Raw genomic sequence first — 19,351 nt, forward strand, 5'->3', positions numbered from 1 at the left:
AAAACTCACAAACCATCAAACCCTCAAACTCTCCAACTCTAAAACTCAATCAGGAGCTATTTCCCGCTATCCGCTATTACTCCTCGCGCCACCGCTCTCCATCCCCAAACCCTCCAATTCTCCAACCCAACTGTGGGGTAACCGCTACTATCGGGGCTATGGGTTTTCTCTTTTGATAGAAATTTTTCTCAACAAATTCCAACGACTTCAATTGATTTATCAAAAAAAGAATATATTTGATATTATAAAATCATTAAAAAACAAAAACTAATGGCAAAACAAAAAGTATCAAACGCCTTCGTCGCGGCATCTTGGGTAGCCTTGGGCGCAGGAATGATTGGTTTCATCGTAGGACTTGCACGCGCCGAGATGGAACTGAACGAGAAAGGCTACTACTTCACCATCCTACTCTACGGCTTGTTCGCAGTCGTTTCTTTGCAGAAAGCCGTTCGTGACAAGATGGAAAATATCAAAGTGACCGACATCTATTACGGACTTTGTTGGTTCGCCACATTATCATCGATTGTTCTACTCGTGATTGGACTGTGGAACGCCACGATTCTTCCAAGTGAAAAAGGATTTTATGCCTTTGCATTTTTGCTCGCCCTTTTCGGAGCGATTGCCGTCCAGAAAAATACGCGTGATAATATGCTGGAAGATTAAATTCTAATTATTCTCATCAAACTTCAGAAATAATTAAAGCCTTCAAAATTGAAGGCTTTAATTATTTAAATTATCGAAAAGGAAAATTTAATCCTTGATGATCTTCACAGTTTTAGCACCATCTTTTGTGGCAACTCGCATCATATAAACACCTTTTGTCAACTTAGAAACATCCAGTTTTACATTTTTGGTGTTCGGTTTTGCATTCAAAACGTTCTTTCCAGACAGGTCGTAAACCGTAATATCTGTTACCTCTTTTGCATGATCTACATTCAGGATGGTCTTAGCAGGATTGGGATAGAAAGAAAGCGTTGATGCATTAGCGCCAGAAGTTGACAGCAAGCTTTGTTCGATTTTGATATTATCCAAACTCAAATAAAACTGGTCCGGATCCGAAAACGCTCTGAAAGCGATGTAATAAACGCCATCACTTGGTACTGTAAAATCTACAGAAGCCGTTTGATAAGGATAATTAATGATTTCCTCATCAACCCAGATCTGTTGTGTCATTCCAGCAACCGTTGGATTTGTTCCTACCAAAACTTCCATTTTCTCCGGAAAATACTCGGCGATTCCCATATAATCAAATTTCAAATTGATCGTCTGTCCAGCTTTCAAATTAAGACCTCTTGAGAAAAGATAGGAATTGGCCGCATTCTCGTGGAAGTAATACAGCATGTAATTTTCGCCTTCGGATGGGTCTGGCGTTTCGCTGGAAGCTTGAGCCACTTCCCAATTATTCCCTGTTCCAGCGTTGAAGACGGTCCAGCCATCAAGACCTGGCGTTTCGAAACCATAAGAATATGGTAGATCGGTCGCATTTTGGGCATTCATCAAAGACATTCCAACTAATGCAATGCTACAAAGTAAAAGTTTCTTCATTGTAAAAAATTTCTTATTTGTCCCAAGATAGACAAAATTAAATTGACGCAAATTCGAGCAGACCTAAATTCTGTAAACAATAATAGATTCATTAAATTTGTCTTATAATTTATACAATTCAAAAAATGGAATATTCTCAACTGGAACCAAAAGTGATCTGGAAAAACTTCGAGGCGCTGAATTCCGTTCCAAGACCTTCAAAAAAAGAAGAAAAAGTTATAAAATTCATAAAGGAATTCGGTGAAAAACTGGGATTGCCAACAACCGTTGACGAAGCTGGAAATGTCATCATCACAAAACCTGCAACAGCAGGAATGGAAAACCGTCAGCCAATCGTGATGCAATCGCACCTGGATATGGTTTGCCAAAAAAACAACGACGTCGATTTTGACTTCGAAACGCAAGGCATTCAAATGTTTGTGGATGGTGATTGGGTGAAGGCAAAAGGAACAACTCTGGGCGCTGACAACGGTTTGGGCGTTGCAACGATCATGTCGATCCTAGAAAGTGATGGTATTGCGCATCCAGATCTGGAAGCACTTTTCACAATCGATGAAGAAACTGGAATGACTGGTGCGTTGGCTTTGAAACCAGGACAGTTGAAAGGTGAAATCCTATTAAACCTAGATACCGAAGAAGACGACGAGATTGACATCGGTTGTGCTGGTGGCGTGGATGTGACAGCTTCTGCAAAATTCAATTTGAATGATTCCAAAGGTGAAACTTTCAAGATCGAGATCAAAGGTTTGCAAGGCGGACACTCTGGAATGGACATCATCAAAGGATTGGGTAATTCTAATAAATTATTGGGCAGATTTTTATTCTCAGCTTTAGAAAATCAAATTCAGCTAAGCTCAATTGATGGTGGAAGTTTGAGAAATGCCATTCCAAGAGAGGCGACTGCAACTTTTACAGTAGAAAATACTTCGGACTTTTTGAAGAATGCAGAACAATTGAAAGCTGAGATATTAGAGGAATTCACTTCATTGGAAAAAGATCTGATCATCAATATCGAAAAAGCAGATCCATCAGAAAAAGTAATTTCTGTTGACGATTCAAAGAAGATCATCTACGCGATCAATGCGGCTCACAACGGTGTTTTCCGGATGAGTCCAGATGTGGAAGGTCTTGTAGAAGCCTCCAACAACGTTGCACGAGTTGAACTTAAAAATGGAGAGATCAAAATCCTTAACCTTACAAGATCATCCGTAGAATCTACGAAATGGGAAGTTGCCAACCAACTGAAATCCGCCTTCGAAAGCAACGGTTTAAAAACTGAGTTTGGTGGTTCCTATCCAGGCTGGAAACCGAAGCCAGATGCAGAGATCATCAAAGTGATGACGGATCTTTATGAAAACAACTTCGGCGAAAAACCAATGGTGGTTGCTTGCCACGCGGGTTTGGAATGTGGCATCATCGGAGCAAATTATCCAAAAATGGAAATGGTAAGTTTCGGACCGACGATCAAAGGTGCACATTCGCCAGATGAGAGAGCTAGCATCTCATCAACCCAAAAATTTTGGAAATACACACAGGAAATATTGAAAAACATTCCCCTAAAATAAGCTTAAAAACTCTCAATGATTTGAGAGTTTTTTTTGTTTGTGATTTTGAGATTTCTTTATGTAATTTTAAATTATAAATAAAAACCAGATAGCTATGAATTTCATCCAAAAATTGAATGTCAGTTTTTTGCTTTGCATTTTCCCACTTTTGGTTTTTGGAAATATGGCGAAACCGTGGGTCGATGGCTCGCAACATTCGGTTTTGTTTGGCTCGTCCAATGCTGTGGTGAAAAGGGAAATCATTGATATCCGCTTGATCAAAGAACCTGTAGACCAATATTATTACGCTGAATACAAGATCAAATATTTCATCCATTCCGATGAAAAGCAAACGATTCCTTTGGTCTTTTTAGCGCTTGGTATTAGCGCCGAAAAAGAAATTAAGATCAACAATCGTCCAGCTTTGATTCAAAAATTGGATTTTGAGAAGAACGATTATTCTTTCATTGAAAAGAAAAAAAACGGGATGTTTTTAAAATATGCCGAAGACTCGGAAGTCATGGTCAATCCAGAAGAATTAATTTATTTCTCAGCAAATCTCGAGAAAGGCGAAAACATCATAGAAGTCAACTATGATGCGTTTCTGCAATACAACACTTCTGGTTTCATTAGGAATTACAAATTGGAGTATTCTCTTTATCCATCGAAGTTTTGGAAATCTTTTGGACGCATCGAAGTCAATTTGAAGATTGATGACGATGCGGAAATCACAGAATCAAATCTTGGGGATCTTGACATCAAAGACAATCTCGCAAAATGGATCATCAAATCTGGAAATCACGAAAATATTAAAATCGTCATCTCAGAGAAAACTTCAATCTTATCAAAGATTTTGATGTTCATCAATCCGTTGGGAATCGCATTTTTAGGACTGATTGGACTGTTTTTCATCAATTTAAAATTATTAAGAAGAAATCCGAAAACCTATATTTTCGTTTTAGGAATCATTTTGGTTCCCATTCTTTTTTATGTGATCTACTTTTTCTCTTATGATCTGATCAACCTCAGTCTAGGAAAGAAACACACGAAACACGGCTCCATCGTTTTCATCGTGTTAACTTATCCTTTTTTGCTTCTGATCTATTGGTTGGCAATGTGGCTAATTCGAAAAGAGATCAAGACTCAAAGTCATTAATTAAGATTTAAAATTATGAAAAAACCACTCACTCCATTTCTACCATTAATAATGTTTCTCTTCATTTTTCAGGCTTGTGAAAAAAAGATTGAAAATCAATCGAAAATAAATTCAACTCAGAAAAATAGTGATGTAGAAAAAACACCCACAGAATTCAAAAGTTTGTTGAGACCGAATGAAAATATCGAGCTCGGTAAAATCTATACAGACACGGTGAATTTTGTAGATTTTATGGATTATACAGATGATTATTACTTTGTTGTGAAGAAAAACAAGGATACAATGCATTTGATCTTCAACAAAGACAATCCTAATTTCACAAGAGGTAACAAGCTGGAAATCAAATGGAAAATGGACAGTTTGCGACCGGCAGGCGACCCAGATTTCTTAGATTATCAGGAATTTTTGATTTCTTCAAAAAAGCTTAGTAATGAAATTTCGAAAAGAGATTTTTCTAAAATCAAGAATCAATCCTTCGTGATCAGTTGTGGAACTGGCTGTGCGATGACCCACAATATCAAAAAAGTTGAAGAAATCAATCCAAAATCTATCAAAGTGACTTTTGAAATAGATACGTACATCGACCAAGAACAGACTGAGACGTTTGATGAAATTTATACTTTCTATTATGACAATGCGAAGGTTCTTAAAAAAATCACCAGAGAAGGCGAAACCGAAAATGTGCTTGACAACTTGATGGGAAGCGCAAAACAATCTTTTGAGGAATTCGCAGTGAAATTGGTTAATTAAACAAAAATGAAAAACACGCACAATATATTTTTATCCTTGATTTCGTTTGTCATCATTTTGCAATCTTGTGAAAAGAAAACGGACAAAGAAATCCTTCAGGAAACCAAAATTGAAATACCAAAAGACAGTTCAAATCTAAAAACAACGTCGATTGAAAAACTTGAAAAAGACATTATTTATGATTTCACGGTTGAGAAAATTGATTCCTTAGAATATCGTTTTATAAAAAGGAAAACGACACCAATCAAGAAAAAGCTGGTAAAAATAACGGACATCAATCAAGCTAAAAAATTATTGAAAGGCATTGTTGAATTTGATGAGAATCCAGATTTTGGAGTAAATCCTGCGGTCAAAAAAATACATTTCAGAAACGGAAAGACGTATGGAAATGACAAAGAATTTGACTACTATTTTTTCATCGCTTATTATCCTGAAGAAGATATTTTGCTTTGCGAAGGCGGACATTCGACCGACATTAGTTTTAATCTGAAAAACGGAAAAGAAACCGAGGAAACTGGAAATCCAGACCTCATCAATTCTTCACCAAATGAAATTTTCAGAATCAACGGAAATTATGATGGGCAGGAATGTTTGGGTTATTTCATCCAAAAGAAAATCAACGGCGAATTTGTGAAGATCATCGATTTGGAAAAGGAATTCAAGCAGAAAACTTCTATGATGCTGTGCAACATCCGTGATGGTTTTTGGATTGATGACCACACATTTTATCTGGAAAAATATGAATTCGATTATGAAACAGGAAAGTATAAATTTTTCAAAATAAAGATTATCGAGAAGTAAATATTTCAAAAATAAATGAAAATTGATTTGACCTAATGATAAACCTTACTTAAAACTCAAATATGAAAAACACAAATATTTGCATTTTATTTCTAATGATTTCGTTTGGTTTCGCCCTTCAATCCTGCAAAAAGGAAACTGAAATCATTAATGCAAATAAATCCAACACAGCAATTACAAAAGCAGATTCAACAGGAATAGATTCAGGAGAAGAATATGAGGAACCTGATGAAGACCCTGCTTATGACTTTCCAAAAACCGGAAAGCAAGCATCAGATTTTCTGATTGAACCAGATGTTTTTGAAATCCAATACGAGGCAGAAGGCGATTTGAACAACGATGGATTGGATGATATCGTCTTTGTCAGAAAAGATAAAAAAAGCAAAATGGATTCCCGCTCTGTACTCGTGCTTTTGCAAAACAAAGACAAAAGCTATCGCCTTGACAAAGTTTCGAATATTGCAATGCCAGATGAATATACCGAAAGTGGTTACAAAATATATGAAACGGAAACGATCAGCATCGAAAAAGGCGAGCTTGACATCAACTTGTATGGAATTGGCCCGAGTGGAAATCTTTTTAGCACCTTCAAATATTTTGGAAACCAATTGCTTTTGACACATATCGAAACTTACAATATGGGCGCAGGAAGTCATCAATCTCTGAATTATGATTTGGTAAAAGGTGAACTGACGCAGGAAATCATCAACACGATGAAAGAAGAAATGCCGTCTGAGGAAAAAACATTTCATCTAAAAAAAGAAAAGCACGAGTTTGAGAACAGCGCTCCCGATCAGATCATCCAAGATGCTTACAAAGTCATTGACAGAAGATAAGCCTAGAACCTGTTTAAATTTCATCAAAATTATTTCCCCGACCTAAAGGGAGTAATTTTGAAATTTTCAAGGCGTTTTTCCACCCTTTAGGGTTGGGGAAAAGAAAAAAGCTTTGAAAATTTTATTTTTTAATCATTTTTAAACAAGCTCTCAGGTTTTGATTTTTATTTAAATAAAAAAACTACCCAAGCAATTGAGTAGTTTTATATTTTCAGAAAGAACTGATTAGTGTCCGGAATGACCGTCTTCGCCGTGAGCGTGACCGTGAGCCAATTCTTCTTCTGTTGCAGGACGTGCGTTCAGGATCTCAACATCGAAGAACAAACTTTTCCCCGCCATTGGATGATTCAAATCTACAGTGACAGCTTCTGGAGTCACTTCCAAAACCATTGCCTGGAAATTGTTTCCGCTATTGTCAGAAAGTGGAAGGACTGCTCCAACTGGAGGCAACTCCTGACCTTCGAACATATCAACAGGTAATTGCGTCACGGCTTGAGGATCTCTCTCGCCATAGCCTTCGCCTGGTGCGATCTCGAAAGATGCTTTGTCACCAATTGTCAGATCTTTGATCTCTTCCTCGAATTTTGGGATCATCATTCCTACGCCATAAAGAAACGTCAAAGCATTCTCAGCAGAAGTCTCTTCTACAAACACTTTCTCTCCATTTTCATCATTAGTATGTAGCACATATTTTAGAGTTACTACATGATTTTTGTCTAATGCCATTTTAAATTATTTAATATTATAAATTTTTGGGTGATATCATTCTTGATGTATCGCACTGCAAAATTAAGCTTTTGAAAATTAAGTGTTGAAAATTGGAAATAAAACTTCTTTTTAATCTTTTTCTTTTCCAAAATTTTTCTTGAACTTAGCAGAATGGCAAAACTAAATAGTCAGATTATTGTTTTTATTGCTGTGATTTCTTCAATCATAATTAGCTGTGAAAAAAATAAGAAGCGTAACATTCTTGAAACAAAACCCACTTCGTCTACTCACTCTTTCCAAAAAGACTGGGCCAGAAAAAATATTCCACAAAAATGGATTGAAATTAAGAAAGATGAAAAAGGTTATCTCATCTATCAACCGTGTGAGGGAAATACTGTAACCATAGATTTTAATGCTAATTCTGGCATTGAAATTATAAATCAGTTAGAAATAAAGAAAATTGAGTATGATATAAGAGATGAAATCAATAGCGATGCTAAATTTTTCATTAACTTTTCTAAAAATAAAAAACAAGTTTTTGAGATTGAAGCAACAGAATATGACTCAAAAAATCAAATAGCTTTATTTAAGATAGAAAATCATTACTTCCTCATGACGCCCTTTGAAAATAAAGACTCTTTTAGAAAAATCCAAAACATGTGTGTAAAAGAAAAAGTTGATGAATTAGAATTCCTACCTATTAATTGAAATGGCAAAACTCAAAACTCTATATTTCTGTCAGAATTGTGGCGCACAATATTCCCAATGGCACGGGCAATGCAAAACCTGTGGCGAATGGAACACACTCGTGGAAGAGATCGTTGAAAAATCCACGAAATCTGTATCGACAAAATCCAAATCTTCCATCATCAACATCATCGAGGTGGAGGCCATAGAAGAGCCAAGGATCGTGACACCTTCCGAAGAACTCAACCGCGTTTTGGGTGGTGGAATCGTCTTAGGTTCTGTCACACTGATTGGAGGTGAACCAGGAATCGGGAAATCGACTTTGCTTCTTCAACTTGCCTTGAAGATGAAGAAAAAAATCCTTTACGTTTCGGGTGAAGAAAGTGCGTCTCAAATCAAAATGAGAGCCGACCGATTGGCAGAAGTCAAGAATCCGAACTGCTTCCTTTTCACAGAAACTTCTTTGGAAAAGATTATCCACGAGGCCACGAAATTGATGCCTGATTTTGTCATCATCGACTCCATTCAAACCTTACAATCGCAGTTGATAGAAAGTTCGCCAGGAACCGTTTCACAAATTAGAGAATGTTCCAATGAGATCATCAAGTTTGCGAAAGAAAATAATATTCCGGTATTTCTTGTGGGACACATTACGAAAGACGGACAGATTGCCGGACCAAAGGTTTTGGAACACATGGTGGATGTCGTGCTTAATTTTGATGGCGACAGAAATCATCTTTTCAGATTGCTGAGAGCGAATAAAAACCGTTTCGGTTCCACTTCAGAGATCGGAATCTACGAGATGATCTCCACCGGTTTGAAAGAGATCAAAAATCCATCAGAAATTCTCATCACCAAGAAATTTGAGGAACTTTCTGGTAATTCTGTTGCGGTAACCTTGGAAGGCAATCGACCGATGTTGCTGGAAATTCAGGCTTTGGTTTCCACGGCGGTTTATGGAACGCCACAAAGAAGTTCGACAGGTTTTGATTCCAAAAGACTGAATATGTTGCTAGCCGTTCTGGAAAAACGCGCAGGTTTCCAACTCGGTTCCAAGGATGTTTTCCTTAATATCACTGGCGGAATCAAGACGGATGATCCAGCTTTGGATTTGGCTGTTATCGCTTCAATTTTATCAAGCAATGAAGATATTGCCATCTCGGAACATTATTGTTTTGCAGGCGAAATAGGTTTGAGTGGCGAAATCCGTCCTGTTGCGCAAGTGGAACAACGCATCACTGAAGCAGAGAAATTGGGTTACGAGAAGATATTCATTTCCAATCTTAATAAATTGCCGAAGAAAAAATTCGGGATCAAAGTTGAGGAGATAAGCAAGATTGAGGATTTTGTGGAATCATTATTCTAATTTAATTCTGTACATTTATAAGATAAATCATTTTCCATTTGAACTACCTCGCCCACTCCATCCTCTCATTCACCAACGGACAACTCGTTGGCAATATGATTGCGGATTTCATAAAGAATAATGAGCGGGAGAATTTCCCATTGGAGATTCAAGAAGGCATTAAACTTCATCGGGCAATCGATACTTTTACGGATTCTCATCCGGCCGTTTCGGAAGCTAAGAAAATATTCAGTCCTTTGGTAAGGCTTTATTCTGGGGCATTTGTGGATGTCGCGTTTGATTATTTCGTTGCTCATCTTCACTCTGAGGAAGAATTAAAATCACATTCTGCCAAAGCTTATAAGATCCTTTGGGAAAATGAAAAATGGTTGCCAGACCATTACAGAAAAATGCTGGTAAGAATGGAACAGGATGATTGGCTTAGCAATTACAGACAGGATCAAGGTATCAAATTCAGTATGCAGAATGTGCTGCACAAAGCAAAATATTTAGATAAAAACCTTCCTGTGTTTAACATTTTCCTGCAGAACAAACAGGAACTTCAGTTGTATTTCGATGCTTTCTTTCCCGCTATTCTACTGGAATGTGAGAAGAACTACAAGCCGATCCAGAGATAATACTCAGCATCCAGATATTAACGAATAAATAATTGTTATTAATAGGCAATTATCTTTGAATTTTTAATATTTTTGCGGCTATTTCAGAGCTGTGGGACTTACAAAAAGATTAATATTAATTTCGTTATTAATTTCGTGCATATTACAAACGAAAGCGCAACAATACACGCCTGAAAAAATCGATAATATACTGACCGCAACTTTCCAACTCGCGGACAGAAACAAAGCTCTACGAATTGGGCTGGATACCTACAACACTTCGGAGAATCTTGGTTACTATCTTGGCAAAGCAAAATCCTTAAAAGTCATCATCAATGCCTATCTTGGACTTGGAGAACAACAAAAAGCGCTGGAATCTGCCGATAAACTTTTGGAATTGGCCAATAGTGAGAATGATGATTACCATTCCGTCCAAGCACTCATTGCCAAGGCGCTAGCCTACTCTTACCTTGGTTTTTTTGAAAAGGCCAATGAAACCAGCAAAAGCGCAGAATCACTTTGTAAACAAGTCAAGGACAATGACGAGTTCTACAGCTCCATGGGTCAGATCTATGCTGGTAGGTCGGAGATCATGAATCTTCAATATCTGCCACCTGAAAACACGATCAAAACAGATTTGAAGAGCGTAGAATACTACAGCAAGATTAAAGATGTCAAAAAACGAAATGGCTGGTTGGCAATCCAATACTCCAGCGTCGGTTACACCTACATCGACCTTGATAAACATACGGAAGCGCTCTACTATAGCAGAAAAGCCTACCTACTGGCAAAGGCTGAGAATGATTCCATCAACCAGGCTTTTGGGCTCTACGGAATCGGCAACACTTATTTGGAAATGAAGCAGAACGACAGTTCCATCTACTACTACAAGCAAGCCTTACCCATTTTCGAGAAGGCACAGGACATCTACAGACTTCAATACATCTATGATGACCTTGCGACGATCTACGAAAGATTGGAGGAAGACAAACTGTACGGCTATTATTCCAAAAAATCAAAAGAGCTGTACGACGTCATTAGAAAAAAAGAAAAAGCTGAGACGGACAACATTTCAAAGAACATCATCGACATCGAAAAGACAAGCTGGTACAAAAGCCTGGCACTGATCATTGCTGGCGTGGTGGTATTCTTTGCCGTGAAAATGTATTTTATCATGAAATACTTCAAACGATTCCGGACAGAAAGACAAAAGAGGGTAAAAACAAAGATCAACCTCATCGCAAAAGAAAAAGAACTTGACAATCTGGAATCCAAAGTCAACGATTCTTTTGCAGAATTGCTAGAACTTGCAAAATCCAATGATTCTTCTTTCCTTAGCCGTTTCAAAGAAGTATATCCTGACTTTTACCATAAGCTGAATATGACCTATCCAGATATGACCACTGGACAATTGCGTTTTTGCGCCCTTCTAAAGCTCAACTTCTCTACCAAAGAGATCGCACATTGCACGCATATCTCCGTAAGAAGTGTCGAAATGAAAAAGAGCAGACTTCGGAAACAACTCAATATTGCATCTGATATTGACCTCAATAACTGGATGATCAATTTCTAAAAATCATTTTTAATCAATATTTTAACAACTGACATTCAGACACTTAACCGAATGTAGTATATTTGTAGTAGTAGAATTTTTGCTTATATTATGTTAAATAGCAAACTTTGCACTTGATTGAAAAACAGTATTTATTACTAAAAATTTATTGCTTTAAGCAAGTGCGCTTAAGATTCTGAAAACACAGAGTGGAATATAGATCTGCAAGGATTTATTTCTTGATTTTACAGGTTATTATCAGCCGATTTTTCAAAACTGATTCAAATAATATCAACAGCTGATAAAAGAACAAAGCTTTAGATCCATTGGTCTTAAGCTTTTCTTATTTTATAACGTCAAATTATTATCGATGCTGGTCGATGAGGATCTTGTTCCCATCCGGATCAGTGAACTCGATGTACGCTGGACCTTTTGTCTTTTCGTCTGCTTCCGTGTTTAGTTTGATCTGGTTGGCCTTTAATGTTTTCTGAATCTCACGGACATCAGTGAAAGGATTGACCTCTTTTGCATTCTCGTCCCAGCCAGGATTGAAGGTGAGGATATTCCCTTCGAACATGCCTTGAAAAATCCCAATAATTGTCGTTCCATTTTTCATGATCAGGTAATTCTGCTTCATATCACCACCCATCTTGGCAAAACCCAACTTCTCATAGAACTCTTTCGACTTCTGAAGATCTTTGACATTGAGACTGACTGAAAATGCACCCAAACGCAGCTTATCCATCGATTCTTTCTTTTGAGAAAAAGCGCTTACAGAAATCGACATCAATAAAATAAAGTTAGTTTTTTCATATTCGTATTTTTAAGATTAATCAAAATCAAAATTGCTGGTAGAGATAACGGTCCGGATAGTTCAGTTTTTCACTTTTACGTTTGCCATCGATCACTATGTGAATGATGTTCATCTGGTCATCAAACAAATTGTATAGAAAACTCACAGCGGCCTCTACTTTTTTGGGAACAGCCAAAGTTTCAGATTCCAAATAAATATTGACGCTTTCGTGGTCTTCTTCATAGCCGACGTAATTAAGCTTAATGAATTGATTGTCAGATTTTAATCTGATATATTCTGAGGCGTACTTCTCTAATTCCTTATTGATATCCGATTTGTATTTAGGATTAAGAAAATGAACTGATCTTCCATATTTTTTGTTGAGTGCATTCTCCAGATCATCCATGAAAAAACGGCCAGTGATCTCGAATGTCTTTGACTTAGAATTATAATTGAATTCCACAGACCCGACATGGTAAGGATGAACCCTGAAAGATAAAAGGCAAAAGACAAACGAGCAAAGAATGAAGACTGCAAAGGACTTTTTCATCATTAAAAAGAATTGAAGTCAAAATTAATCATTATTTTCGTACGGTTTTCAGAAATTGAACAATGAAGGATTTTCTATTTTATCTGCAACTGGGTTGGGATCACATTATTTCTTTGGATGCTTTAGATCATCAGCTATTTATTTTAGCTTTGATCGCGGCTTACAGCTTCAAGGATTTTAAGCGATTGCTGATTTTGATCACCGCTTTTACCATTGGTCATTGCATCACGTTAGCTTTATCAAGTTTTGACATCATCCGCGTGAAAAGTGATTGGATAGAATTCCTGATTCCTTGTACGATTGTGATTACCGCTCTGGACAATATTCTTTTCAGGGGGAAACATCCTTATCAATATTATTTTGCGTTGTTCTTCGGATTGATCCATGGAATGGGATTTGCGAACACCGCACGAATGATGTTGGCGAAAGAGCAAAGCATCACGGTTCCACTTTTGGGCTTCAATATCGGTTTGGAATTGGGTCAGATCGCAATGGTCTTGATCATCCTGACCATCTTCACCATCCTGACCAAACTCACAAAGCTGAACCCACGAGAATGGCTTCTGATCACCTCATCTGCTGCTGGAGCGGTCGCACTTCAAATGGCGCTGGAAAGAATGCCCTTTTGATTTGCACAATAAATAAAATCTAAAAAGACAGATCGTCTTTGATACTGAAAGCTTGCAGCCCGGCTTGAACGGAGCTCATTTTTTGTGGCTGGAAAAGCAATGGCAAAAATAGCGGGAGTGGAAGACGGAAAAAGCTGCCCTAATTTTATATCATATTTTATCTTAAAACATTCCAACGCGGAATGATTGCCAGTAAACCAAGTCCGATGTAAAGGAATAAAACCGTGACATCCGAGTACAAAAAGGTACTGAGAAAATAGTTGTGCAATGCGAAATGCATCGCTACGAAAATGGGAAAAAGGATGACGCCGATCTTTCTGTACAATAAGATCAAGATCCAACTGATCACCACCAAAACATCGACACCAAAAGTGTAATAGAAAAAGTTACCTGGAATATTGATCTTCTGATGCAACGAATATTCTGCATAATCTGTATTGATGCTAAGAAAATACACCAAGATGATCAATCCGAAAAAGAGGTAATAATCTTTGTTGCTTTTGTAACTTCTGTCTACTGAATCCATGGTATAAAAATATAAAAAAAGAGCTTACGAATAAGCTCTTCCTATAGAAATTTCTATTAACTAACTATATACTAACCGCGTTGATCAAACGGTTCTTATCACTGATGTACTCTTCCATAGAGATCATACTTTCTGTTCTCATCACATCCTGGATGTCATCGATCTGATAGATGATCTTCTTAGCATCTTCTGTGTTCTTTGCTTTCATTTTGCAGAAGATGTTGTATTTTCCGGAAGTTACGCTAGCTTCCACCACATTTGGAATAAGAGCCAATTGCTTCAATACTTCCTGAGTGTGGTTTGATTTTGTAAGCAAGATCCCGATGAATGCGGTGAAGTTGTAATCCAACTTGCTGTAATCAATGCTTAGAGATGATCCCAAGATGATCCCCGCGTCTTCCATTTTCTTAACTCTTACGTGGATCGTTCCTGCGGAAACGTCCATTTGCTTAGCAATTTCCGTAAAAGGCATTCTTGTGTTCTCTACTAGGAAATCAAGAATTTTTTTATCGATATCGTCTAATTGATAGTTCATTATGATTTTATTATTTATTTAAAATATATCTAATTTTTTTGCAAATTTAAAAAAAATTAAATTAACTAAAAACAAATATTAAAACATTAACAGCTTTTAACAATCTGCATGAAATCTATGATAATTATCATTTTATCGGCTTATTTTTTAGGGAATCTTCTTTATTTGGCTCGACATCGGCAGAGTCTCTTTTTATTCTTTCACGTCTTTTGAAGATATATTTGAGAGAATTAAAACTTTTACTGTACACGACCCCAACGCCATAACTTTGATTAAGGACATTCCCAGCGCCCAAACCAAGATTGGATGGTTTGGAATAGGCTCTCAACAATCTGCTGCCATCATTGAGTCTGCTCCAGTCATACTCTATCGTTCCTTCTGCAGACAGATAATTGCTATTGGTATTATCCACTCTTGTCACTGGTACTCCCAAACCTGTCTTCAATTTTACCCTTGGAGACAAAGCGAGACTCACACTGGTGTTGGCACGGTCACCAGTATTGGAATTGATATCACCGCTGATGTAATCCAAATTGACCTGGAATGCGCTACTGATCGTATTGAGCACAGAACCCAACTGCTTGAACAACATATTGTAACCAGTATTGATCGCGGTATTCTGAAGGTTAAAGTCCAATCCACCACTATTCACCACATTGAAACTATTGAGCACCAGAACCGACCCAAACTGAATCGTACGTTCGTCCTGATTGGTCATTTTGGTGGCCAAAGTCTCTCTGACCTCCGAAGAGCTGTCCGGAGCGGAAACTCCAAATGCGATATCAGGTTTTGTAAGTGTATTCGTGATCTTGGTTGTCAACACCACATTGATCGGCTGTGTAAGCGACATTCCCAGATATTCGCCAGCATTGGTAATAGGTCTTGTGTAATTTGCCGTGATGTCCAGATCTGGTGTCATAGGACTTCCACTCCATCTGATGATACTGTTTTTTGCGATAAGGAAAGTTCTGTCCAAGATCGCTTTTGATACAAAGGTTCCGTTGTCTACAGTGTATGTTCCATTCATAGAGATGGTACCACTTCTTTCCATTCTGAATTTCAAATGGTCGGCATCACCTTTCACAGCGATACTTCCTACTTCATCACCAACCAAGACATTTACCAAAGTATTTTTATCAATACTGATATCAAAATCGATGAGCATATTGGCGCCAGACCTTTTCTTTTTCTCAACAGATATTCCTCCTGCGTCATCACGTTTTAGGAATCTCAAGATCTTGAACTCATCCACATTGGCTGTAGATGCACTGTTGAATGTGAATGTACTATTTCCGATCACTTTCAGACCGTCATTTGGTGTACTGATCTCCAGGCCGGAAACCGGTCCACTCACGTAGATATCGCCTTGCCCATAGACACGCCCCCAAAAAAGGTCATTGTCTTCCTGACTATTATTGATGACCAAAAGATTATCTGCTCGCATAATTAAGTTGATCCCCAATGATGACAAAGTTTCAAACTGAATGGAACCAGAGATATTACCTTTGGAGTTGGAACGTCCGTCGCGGATCCCGATATTATTGAGAAGTGCCAAACCTCTTGAAAGGTTGATTACCGTATCATCAAAAGAATAATCGACACCAGTGAACAACAATTTGAGTCCGAAACCTTTCAATGCAAGGTCGCCACTGTAATCGATATTGTTCATAGGTCCCGATATCTTGAGGTCGCCAGTCGCTTTTCCTCGGAAATTCCCAAAGATCTCCTTCACAAATTGTTGCGCGAATGCCAGATCGAACTCATTCATTTTTGCATTGACATCGAAGACCGGAGATGCTGGATTGTTGTCAATCGTTCCGGAAACATCTAGCGTATTCTGACCCAAAAAGTCCGATGACAAAGCTTTTATGCTGACATCGAAGACATTTGGTTTTTCACTTTTGGTAATGTTAGCATCCAGATTTCCCATGGCCTTTCCATTCATGAAAATATCATTCACGGTAAGGTTGACCAGAGGTTCCAAATTATTCTCAGATTTTTTGATTTGAATCGTTCCATTCGCGGTTCCTTTGATGTCCATTGGATTTTTACCGCTGCCAAAAGCCAAGAGTTTGGAAATATCCAGGTTTTTGACCTCTGCATCAGCCGTGAAATTCTTTGCTGATTTGAAGTCTGCATCTTTGATCAGAAGTTCACTTTCGTCTGAGTAGACCCGCAGGTTTTTTATCAAGAAATCCTTTTCTTTTTTTCTATAAGTAATGGAATGGTCGAGTTCCGGACTTGTATCGATGCTCCAGGCCACTTCATTGAACTTCACCGTTGTCGGCTCAAAACGCAAGACATAATCGCCCGCTGGATTGGTCGTCTGGTTGATATTCACTGCATATTCCTTCATTTGTTTCGCCGTCTCATCTTCCAAACTTCCCAATTTGAACACTGTTCCGATATGTAGAACTTGTAAATTCTCATTATTGGCGGTCAGTTTCACATCTTGTAGAACATTCTTTCCGTATTGCGCTCTTTTGACACTGGCAAGAAGTTGTTGATTGAGGTCAGCTGTATTCACCCGAAGACTGATGCTGTCCACCATCGCACTATCTCTCGTTTTACTAAGGTCGGGCTGATAGGTCGCGTCTGTTTCGGCAAGGAATTTTTCCGCTTCGGTCAATTCTTTTTTGCTGGTCAGTACATATTTGATGTGAGACGCATCGGCATTCAAAATCAAGTCGTTTGTATTTCCGATGTAATTGCCGGCCACCTTAGCGCCGTTTTTCAATTCCAGATCAGGGACGAAGAAAGAAACCAAACCTTGCTTCACATCAAAGTCGAAGTCGAAACTTTGTCCGTTGTATGTTTTCTTTGGCGGATTACCAACCAATATTTTGTTGATACTATTGGTGACCATATTCCCAATATCTTCGAGATCAAATCTTCCTGATATTCTTCCCGTGATCGTACCTGGCGCATCTACGGAAACAATTCGGTTTCCGTTTTCGAAGAATGCCTTTAGTTTGGAATCTGGAATATTAAGTTTTTGCGTGGTCGAATTAAGTGTCAGACCTTTGATATCTGCATCCAGATTCAGGTCGTTCAGATTGGTCATCGAGACTTTTCCATTCACAACGCCGCTTACAGAATTGGTGTCGCCCGCATTGATCCCGAAATATTTTAAATTAACATATTGAATATCGGCCGCGAAATCTGCGAACAGTCTTTTGGTAGAAAAATCCACAACGCCTTTGAAGGTTCCTTTGGCATTGGGATCATTGGCAACCACATCTCCAGTGAATCTTCTTTTATTAAGAACACCTTCTATCGCAATATTATTGAGACTTTTTCCCATCAGGTCAATATGCGCGACATCTGATTTTGTTTTGATGTACAATGTATTGACATCGAAACCTTCACCTTGCACATCGAATTTCCCAGAGATCAATCCAACCTGTTTGTTCTTGGTCAAAGCGGTGACGTTCAGATCTTTCACATCCACATAACCTCTGTATTTAGGACGTTTTGTACTGTAATCTACAAGATTGAAATCCTTCATTTTCGCCTGTCCGATTCCTGTCACCACTTCTCCGGTCGCAAAGATCTGTTTTTGATTCACCTTCACAGAACCGTTGTATTTCATCCTTCCAAAATCATCAGCGATATTTCCCAACTTCGAAGCAATGAAATTTGGTAAAGACGCCTTTAAAGCTTTATAAGTAAAATCCGCAGAGACATTTTTACTTTCGATGAAAAATTTTTTATCGATAACGCCATTGATCGTCAGTTTTTTGGTATTCAGATTGACATCCTGCGAGCGGATGAGAAAATTATTCAAAGCAAAATCATTCAGTGGTCCTGTCATCGTTCCAGAAATATTGATCGGCGTGTAATTATCCCAATCGGTCACGAAATAACTGAGGTCATAACCACTGATCTGACTTCCAGGAATGATCTTCAGATCCCAACTTACCTTCTTTCCAAAATCTGCAAATCTGGTTACCGGATCCAGATTCATTACCGCTTCACCTTGTAATAGTGAATGATCGGTATTGATTGTCAGATTCCCGAACTTCAAATGTTTTTTCGTGATCTCGAAATTGGTGGAAAATGTATCGACAATGTGTTCTTTGCCGTATCGTTTCGTGATCAAACTGAAGTTTCTGATATCCGCGAAAACATCTGCACCTTCAACTTTTAAGGAAGTGACGTGCATATTGATCTTCCTTGCGTCCAGCCATCTTCCTGCTTCTCCCGGACTATTTTCATTCACAATCGTAGAAACACCGTTGATCAGATCGATCTTCATCCCCATTTTGAAGGGTTTCTTTTTCGGGTCACGCGGTTTTCCGTCATTGAAGTTATCCACGTATCGGATAAAATTACTAATGCTATCACCTTTATAAGTAATCACTCGGATCACGGGATCGATGATCGTTGCTTGATTGAACTTGATATCTCTCGTGTTAAAAGCCAAAGCAAACCAATCAGAATCAACACGCAATTCTCTTGCTTTCACGAATTCGTAATCTTTGTAATCCCTAATTCTAAGGCCTTTGATCTTCACATCGCCAAAGAAATTGACCTCGACATTCTCGACAGACATTCTCATATTGAGGTCTTTGTTCAACATCGTGATGGCCTCATCTGCGATATATCTTTTGGTAACAGGAAGATTGATAGCAATGAAAAGCAGAACCACCAGTCCGATGATCCCGAAAAATAGGTAGTTGAGAATCCGCCAGAAAAGTGGTGTCCTTTTCTTCTTGACTGGCTGGTCAATGTTCGGATCTTCGTTTGTTGTGTTTTTATTTTCTAAATTTGCCAT

18 protein-coding genes are annotated in these 19,351 nt (G+C 38.2%); 11 read left to right on the top strand and 7 right to left on the bottom strand.

What is annotated here, in order from left to right; all coding sequences use genetic code 11:
• The first annotated feature begins 270 nt into the window (after nucleotides 1–270).
• Nucleotides 271–663, top strand: a complete 393-nt coding sequence (gene yiaA, locus BMW39_RS11895; RefSeq protein WP_034970531.1) for an inner membrane protein YiaA — start codon at nucleotides 271–273, stop codon at nucleotides 661–663.
• Between the two features lie 87 nt (nucleotides 664–750).
• On the opposite strand, the gene BMW39_RS11900 is transcribed toward yiaA, so the two are convergent.
• The gene (locus BMW39_RS11900; protein WP_083391922.1) at nucleotides 751–1,545 is read right to left on the bottom strand and encodes a T9SS-dependent choice-of-anchor J family protein; all 795 of its coding nucleotides are present in this window, start codon (nucleotides 1,543–1,545) and stop codon (nucleotides 751–753) included.
• 125 nt (nucleotides 1,546–1,670) lie between these two features.
• Here BMW39_RS11900 and BMW39_RS11905 point away from each other — a divergent pair, with 125 nt between their 5' ends.
• From BMW39_RS11905 to BMW39_RS11925, 5 genes are all read left to right on the top strand, one after another.
• Nucleotides 1,671–3,110: an aminoacyl-histidine dipeptidase gene (locus tag BMW39_RS11905; protein ID WP_034975687.1), complete on the top strand. Its 1,440-nt coding sequence runs from the start codon at nucleotides 1,671–1,673 to the stop codon at nucleotides 3,108–3,110.
• Between the two features lie 94 nt (nucleotides 3,111–3,204).
• Nucleotides 3,205–4,245: a hypothetical protein gene (locus BMW39_RS11910; RefSeq protein ID WP_034975689.1), complete on the top strand. Its 1,041-nt coding sequence runs from the start codon at nucleotides 3,205–3,207 to the stop codon at nucleotides 4,243–4,245.
• Between the two features lie 15 nt (nucleotides 4,246–4,260).
• Nucleotides 4,261–4,995, top strand: a complete 735-nt coding sequence (locus BMW39_RS11915; RefSeq protein ID WP_131474318.1) for a hypothetical protein — start codon at nucleotides 4,261–4,263, stop codon at nucleotides 4,993–4,995.
• Nucleotides 4,996–5,001: 6 nt separating this feature from the next.
• Nucleotides 5,002–5,796: a hypothetical protein gene (locus BMW39_RS11920; protein WP_051879920.1), complete on the top strand. Its 795-nt coding sequence runs from the start codon at nucleotides 5,002–5,004 to the stop codon at nucleotides 5,794–5,796.
• A gap of 62 nt (nucleotides 5,797–5,858) precedes the next feature.
• Entirely contained in the window at nucleotides 5,859–6,632 is a 774-nt protein-coding gene (locus BMW39_RS11925; RefSeq protein WP_131474319.1) for a hypothetical protein, read from the top strand.
• A 225-nt stretch (nucleotides 6,633–6,857) separates the two neighbouring features.
• On the opposite strand, the gene BMW39_RS11930 is transcribed toward BMW39_RS11925, so the two are convergent.
• Nucleotides 6,858–7,358 (bottom strand): FKBP-type peptidyl-prolyl cis-trans isomerase, encoded by a 501-nt coding sequence (locus BMW39_RS11930; protein ID WP_034975696.1) that lies wholly within the window; start codon nucleotides 7,356–7,358, stop codon nucleotides 6,858–6,860.
• Nucleotides 7,359–7,511: 153 nt separating this feature from the next.
• On the opposite strand from BMW39_RS11930, the gene BMW39_RS11935 reads away from it, so the two are divergent.
• From BMW39_RS11935 to BMW39_RS11950, 4 genes are all read left to right on the top strand, one after another.
• Complete coding sequence (locus tag BMW39_RS11935) at nucleotides 7,512–8,048, top strand: hypothetical protein (RefSeq protein ID WP_034975698.1); 537 nt, start codon at nucleotides 7,512–7,514, stop codon at nucleotides 8,046–8,048.
• A gap of 1 nt (nucleotide 8,049) precedes the next feature.
• On the top strand, nucleotides 8,050–9,393 hold the full coding sequence (gene radA, locus BMW39_RS11940) for a DNA repair protein RadA (RefSeq protein ID WP_034975700.1): 1,344 nt from the start codon (nucleotides 8,050–8,052) through the stop codon (nucleotides 9,391–9,393).
• Between the two features lie 38 nt (nucleotides 9,394–9,431).
• Nucleotides 9,432–10,010: an acyl carrier protein phosphodiesterase gene (locus BMW39_RS11945; RefSeq protein WP_051879921.1), complete on the top strand. Its 579-nt coding sequence runs from the start codon at nucleotides 9,432–9,434 to the stop codon at nucleotides 10,008–10,010.
• Between the two features lie 91 nt (nucleotides 10,011–10,101).
• Nucleotides 10,102–11,562, top strand: coding sequence for a tetratricopeptide repeat protein (locus tag BMW39_RS11950; protein ID WP_034975703.1), 1,461 nt, complete (start codon nucleotides 10,102–10,104; stop codon nucleotides 11,560–11,562).
• Nucleotides 11,563–11,905: 343 nt separating this feature from the next.
• On the opposite strand, the gene BMW39_RS11955 is transcribed toward BMW39_RS11950, so the two are convergent.
• Both BMW39_RS11955 and BMW39_RS11960 read right to left on the bottom strand, forming a co-directional pair.
• Nucleotides 11,906–12,277 carry a VOC family protein gene (locus tag BMW39_RS11955; RefSeq protein ID WP_034976179.1) on the bottom strand — a complete coding sequence of 124 codons (372 nt, stop codon included), beginning with the start codon at nucleotides 12,275–12,277 and terminating at the stop codon, nucleotides 11,906–11,908.
• Between the two features lie 103 nt (nucleotides 12,278–12,380).
• Entirely contained in the window at nucleotides 12,381–12,887 is a 507-nt protein-coding gene (locus tag BMW39_RS11960) for a DUF6702 family protein (RefSeq protein ID WP_311316406.1), read from the bottom strand.
• A 59-nt stretch (nucleotides 12,888–12,946) separates the two neighbouring features.
• Between BMW39_RS11960 and BMW39_RS11965 the strand changes: the two genes are divergently transcribed.
• On the top strand, nucleotides 12,947–13,513 hold the full coding sequence (locus BMW39_RS11965; protein WP_034975706.1) for a HupE/UreJ family protein: 567 nt from the start codon (nucleotides 12,947–12,949) through the stop codon (nucleotides 13,511–13,513).
• 157 nt (nucleotides 13,514–13,670) lie between these two features.
• Here the strand turns inward: BMW39_RS11965 and BMW39_RS11970 are convergent, their stop codons facing one another.
• From BMW39_RS11970 to BMW39_RS11980, 3 genes are all read right to left on the bottom strand, one after another.
• Complete coding sequence (locus BMW39_RS11970) at nucleotides 13,671–14,039, bottom strand: hypothetical protein (protein WP_051879922.1); 369 nt, start codon at nucleotides 14,037–14,039, stop codon at nucleotides 13,671–13,673.
• Between the two features lie 64 nt (nucleotides 14,040–14,103).
• Complete coding sequence (locus BMW39_RS11975) at nucleotides 14,104–14,574, bottom strand: Lrp/AsnC family transcriptional regulator (RefSeq protein WP_028122725.1); 471 nt, start codon at nucleotides 14,572–14,574, stop codon at nucleotides 14,104–14,106.
• A gap of 127 nt (nucleotides 14,575–14,701) precedes the next feature.
• Entirely contained in the window at nucleotides 14,702–19,351 is a 4,650-nt protein-coding gene (locus BMW39_RS11980; RefSeq protein ID WP_074719336.1) for a translocation/assembly module TamB domain-containing protein, read from the bottom strand.

This window comes from Epilithonimonas lactis, from assembly GCF_900110605.1.
Classification (GTDB): Bacteria; Bacteroidota; Bacteroidia; order Flavobacteriales; family Weeksellaceae; genus Epilithonimonas; species Epilithonimonas lactis.

Bases quoted from the DNA above. Each gene is read 5' to 3' on its own strand.
- BMW39_RS11975 (WP_028122725.1), bottom strand. From the start codon at position 14,574: ATGAACTATCAATTAGACGATATCGATAAAAAAATTCTTGATTTCCTA.
- BMW39_RS11920 (WP_051879920.1), top strand. From the start codon at position 5,002: ATGAAAAACACGCACAATATATTTTTATCCTTGATTTCGTTTGTCATC.
- BMW39_RS11965 (WP_034975706.1), top strand. From the start codon at position 12,947: ATGAAGGATTTTCTATTTTATCTGCAACTGGGTTGGGATCACATTATT.
- BMW39_RS11905 (WP_034975687.1), top strand. From the start codon at position 1,671: ATGGAATATTCTCAACTGGAACCAAAAGTGATCTGGAAAAACTTCGAG.
- BMW39_RS11960 (WP_311316406.1), bottom strand. From the start codon at position 12,887: ATGATGAAAAAGTCCTTTGCAGTCTTCATTCTTTGCTCGTTTGTCTTT.
- BMW39_RS11935 (WP_034975698.1), top strand. From the start codon at position 7,512: ATGGCAAAACTAAATAGTCAGATTATTGTTTTTATTGCTGTGATTTCT.
- BMW39_RS11980 (WP_074719336.1), bottom strand. From the start codon at position 19,351: ATGGCAAATTTAGAAAATAAAAACACAACAAACGAAGATCCGAACATT.
- BMW39_RS11925 (WP_131474319.1), top strand. From the start codon at position 5,859: ATGAAAAACACAAATATTTGCATTTTATTTCTAATGATTTCGTTTGGT.
- BMW39_RS11970 (WP_051879922.1), bottom strand. From the start codon at position 14,039: ATGGATTCAGTAGACAGAAGTTACAAAAGCAACAAAGATTATTACCTC.
- BMW39_RS11900 (WP_083391922.1), bottom strand. From the start codon at position 1,545: ATGAAGAAACTTTTACTTTGTAGCATTGCATTAGTTGGAATGTCTTTG.
- BMW39_RS11915 (WP_131474318.1), top strand. From the start codon at position 4,261: ATGAAAAAACCACTCACTCCATTTCTACCATTAATAATGTTTCTCTTC.
- BMW39_RS11930 (WP_034975696.1), bottom strand. From the start codon at position 7,358: ATGGCATTAGACAAAAATCATGTAGTAACTCTAAAATATGTGCTACAT.
- BMW39_RS11910 (WP_034975689.1), top strand. From the start codon at position 3,205: ATGAATTTCATCCAAAAATTGAATGTCAGTTTTTTGCTTTGCATTTTC.
- yiaA (WP_034970531.1), top strand. From the start codon at position 271: ATGGCAAAACAAAAAGTATCAAACGCCTTCGTCGCGGCATCTTGGGTA.
- radA (WP_034975700.1), top strand. From the start codon at position 8,050: ATGGCAAAACTCAAAACTCTATATTTCTGTCAGAATTGTGGCGCACAA.